Annotated in this window: 3 protein-coding genes; all 3 read right to left on the reverse strand. The window is 44.8% G+C overall.

Translation table 11 applies throughout. The features are described 5' to 3' along the window. The coding region (locus B3180_RS00880; RefSeq protein ID WP_286842363.1) for a SurA N-terminal domain-containing protein at positions 1–538 on the reverse strand (538 nt) is incomplete at its 3' end. Between the two features lie 153 nt (positions 539–691). Beyond that, entirely contained in the window at positions 692–964 is a 273-nt protein-coding gene (gene hupB / locus B3180_RS00885) for a nucleoid-associated protein HU-beta (protein WP_011234253.1), read from the reverse strand. A gap of 303 nt (positions 965–1,267) precedes the next feature. Further along, positions 1,268–2,908, reverse strand: a 1,641-nt coding sequence (lon, locus tag B3180_RS00890; protein WP_286842365.1) for an endopeptidase La, incomplete at its 5' end; no start/stop codon positions are given.

Consider the following 2,908-nt stretch of genomic DNA (forward strand, 5'->3'; position numbering starts at 1 on the left):
TCTCAGGTTCCAAAACGAATTCAGACTGAGACAAGCCCCGCAAAAGTTGATTCCGGGTCATGTCCTGCTGCATAACTTTAGCAAAAGCTTCCGGACTATAGCCCGCATTTCGTAACGCCATTAAATAGACGTCGTTATCAAACTGTCCGGCGGTGCGAAACTGAGGAATATCACGAATTGCTGCTTTAACCTGCTCTGATCCCACACGCATTCCGCTGTCTTCTGCGTACTGTACGAGTAATTCCTGTTCTATAAGCTGTTCCAGAACTCTGCTACGCAAACTACGCATGTATTCCGGATCGGAAGTAATGGCAGAAAACATATCGCCGAACTGCTCTTGTAAGCGGCTACGTTCGTTTTCATAAGCACGATCGTAGTCACTACGAGGAATTTCTTCTCCATTAACTTTTGCAACAGCATCTTCTGTGTCGCCGGTGATATAACCGCCAACACCTGCCAATGCAAAAGTTAGAATGATTAACACAAGAATGGCCTTAGCAGTAAAACTCTGCGAGCCTTCCCGAATCCGCTCTAACATAATAAGGCTTTCCTTATTTAACCTGAATAAACGACGTCACATTATAAGGTGATTCGTCTTAAAACTCACCATTCATACAAAAAAATAACCCGAGGTTTTATAAACCTCGGGCTACTATTATTATTCTTTAAAAAAAGCGCTAATGCGCTTTAATTAATTTACTGCGTCTTTCAGTGCTTTACCTGCTTTAAAAGAAGGTACTTTAGCAGCAGCGATCTGGATAGTCTCACCCGTTTGAGGGTTACGACCAGTACGAGCAGAACGCTCACGTACGCTAAACGTACCGAAGCCAACTAATGCGACTTGGTCATCTTTTTTTAGAGCATCAGTTACTGCATCGATCATTGAGTCCAGAGCACGACCAGCAGCAGCCTTAGAAATATCTGCACCTGCCGCGATTTTGTCAATAAGCTGAGACTTGTTCACAGTATCATCCCCTTAGATTGTTATTATCAAGTTTCCGTGGTTCCATTCGGATTTAAATGGGCCAAAACGGTTATATCAAGCTTGATTTAATTGTTCAAGCACCATTATGTCCAAATGGCTTTCCTATCCAGCTGTTCTCATGTCATACATTTGAATCAGCTTTAAACTCTAGGCTACCACAGTCGTTTCGATTGAAAACCCTTTTTACTCACTTTTTAACGAAAAAATGCGGTCTGAGGCATGATTTCTCATCCGCAGACCGCATTCTAGCGTTGGAATATGACTTTAGTATTAAGTCACTGATTAATCTTTAACCAAAGCGACATCTAATACTTCATCAATCCATTTCACCGGTTGAATTACCAGGTCTTCTTTAACGTTATCGGCTATTTCTTTTAAATCGCGTTCATTTTCTTTGGGAATTAATACATGCTTAATTCCACCGCGATGAGCTGCCAATAGCTTTTCTTTTAAGCCACCGATAGCCAATACTTCACCCCGCAACGTAATTTCCCCGGTCATTGCCACATCAGAGCGTACCGGTTTACCGGTTAACGATGAAACCATAGCCGTAACCATCGCGATACCGGCACTTGGTCCATCTTTTGGCGTGGCGCCTTCAGGAACATGAACGTGAATATCGCGCTTCTCATGAAAGTCATCGGCAATACCCAGCTTATCAGCCCGACTGCGAACTACGGTCAGTGCGGTTTGAATAGACTCCTGCATAACATCGCCTAACGAACCAGTCGTGGTTGTCTTTCCTTTACCCGCTACATTCGTGGCTTCAATAGTGAGCAAGTCACCACCCACTTCAGTCCATGCTAAGCCAGTAACCTGACCGACTTGGTTGGCTTCTTCCGCTTTACCATAATCAAAGCGCTGCACGCCCAGATAGTCACTTAAATTATCACCGGTAATTTCAACGTGCTTAATTGAACTGTCCAGTAGAATTTCTTTCACCGCTTTGCGACACAATCGTGACAACTCACGTTCAAGGTTACGCACACCTGCTTCGCGGGTGTAATAACGAATAATACCGATAATGGCACTGTCCTGAACCGTAATTTCTTTTTCTTTTAAACCGTTACGGCCAATCTGCTTAGTCAATAAGTGACGTTTAGCGATGTTCAGCTTTTCATCTTCGGTATAACCGGACAGACGAATCACTTCCATTCGATCAAGCAGAGGCGCCGGAATATTCATACTGTTAGAGGTCGCAACAAACATGACATCTGACAGATCGTAATCCACTTCAAGATAATGATCGTTAAAGTTAACGTTCTGTTCCGGATCTAACACCTCTAATAACGCTGAGGCCGGGTCTCCACGCATATCCGCCGACATTTTGTCAATTTCATCTAAAAGAAACAGTGGATTACGTACACCAACTTTCGACATTTTTTGAATCAGCTTGCCTGGCATAGAGCCAATATAGGTTCGACGGTGTCCGCGTATCTCTGCTTCATCACGAACGCCACCCAATGCCATGCGCACGTACTCTCTTCCCGTAGCTTTCGCTATGGACTGGCCAAGCGATGTTTTACCCACACCAGGAGGCCCTACCAGGCAAAGAATTGCACCTTTCACTTTTGTGGTTCGTTGTTGCACCGCTAAGTATTCAATAATGCGTTCTTTGACTTTCTCTAACCCATAATGATCAGCATCTAGCACTTTTTCAGCATGAGCTAAATCTTTCTTGATACGCGAACGCTTTTTCCACGGAACCGACACCATCCAGTCGATATAACCCCGAACAACAGTAGCCTCCGCCGACATGGGCGACATCATTTTCAGCTTGGAGAGCTCTGACATGGCCTTTTCTTCGGCCTCGGCGCTCATCCCCGCTTCTTTTACCTTGGCTTCGAGGGCTTCGAGTTCGTTGCCGCCCTCTTCCATATCGCCCAGCTCGCGCTGAATGGCCTTCATCTGCTCATTCAGGTA

Origin of the sequence: Idiomarina sp. UBA4206, assembly GCF_002383015.1 — a bacterium.
Classification (GTDB): Bacteria; Pseudomonadota; Gammaproteobacteria; order Enterobacterales; family Alteromonadaceae; genus Idiomarina; species Idiomarina abyssalis.